The organism is Peptoniphilus sp. oral taxon 836 str. F0141 (assembly GCF_000179335.1).
Classification (GTDB): Bacteria; Bacillota; Clostridia; order Tissierellales; family Peptoniphilaceae; genus Peptoniphilus_A; species Peptoniphilus_A lacrimalis.
The window spans coordinates 1-752 of record NZ_AEAA01000043.1; the positions used below are offsets into that span (position 1 = coordinate 1).

At 29.4% G+C, this 752-nt stretch carries 2 protein-coding genes; one reads left to right on the forward strand and one right to left on the reverse strand.

The annotated features are described in order from the left end of the window. On the forward strand, positions 1-217 hold a 217-nt coding region (locus tag HMPREF9131_RS01850; protein ID WP_009345058.1), incomplete at its 5' end, for a methionine gamma-lyase family protein. Between the two features lie 101 nt (positions 218-318). Here the strand turns inward: HMPREF9131_RS01850 and lexA are convergent. Then, positions 319-687 carry a transcriptional repressor LexA gene (gene lexA, locus HMPREF9131_RS01855; RefSeq protein WP_083794616.1) on the reverse strand — a complete coding sequence of 123 codons (369 nt, stop codon included), beginning with the start codon at positions 685-687 and terminating at the stop codon, positions 319-321. Positions 688-752: the final 65 nt, after the last annotated feature.

The window sequence follows — 752 nt, forward strand, 5'->3', positions numbered from 1 at the left end:
ACCTAAACCATGGGATATGCCAGGATATAATGATAAGGTAATAATGGCAGCCGGAGGCTTTATTGAAGGATCTTCAATAGAACTTTCGGCTGATGGACCTATGCGCCCACCATATTATGTATATTTTCAAGGAGGACTCACATATTATCATGGAAAAATAGCCCTGATAAATGTATTAAATAATTTAAGTAGGGAAGGGCTAGTAAAAATTAAATAAATAAAAGTATAAAATTAATTTTTAAAAGAATTTATTGCATATGAATATAAACCCCCATCTGATGAAATTTTATCATTAGGTGGGGGTTCTTAAAATAATTATTAATATTTTCTGTAAAGTCCAACTATAGTTCCTAAAATTTTAAGGTCTTTGACATATATTGGTTTCATAAAATCATTTTCTGGTTGTAGTCTAAACCCATCTTTTTCTTTATAAAATGTTTTTATGGTTGCTTCATCATTAATAAGAGCTAAAACTTTGTCGCCATTTTCAGCGTAATTGGTTCTTTGTATTATTACATAATCACCATCAAGTATTCCAACATTAATCATACTTTCTCCGCTAACTTTTAATATAAATAAATCTCTATCTCTTACAAAATCAGATGATAAAGGCATAGTATCTTCTAAATTTTCAACAGCTAAGATTGGAATACCTGCTGTAACTTTGCCTAAAATAGGAATATCTATAGTCTTTTTTGCTAGTTAAAATTCCATCATTTTGGTCAATAATTTCAATAGCCCTTGTCTTTGAT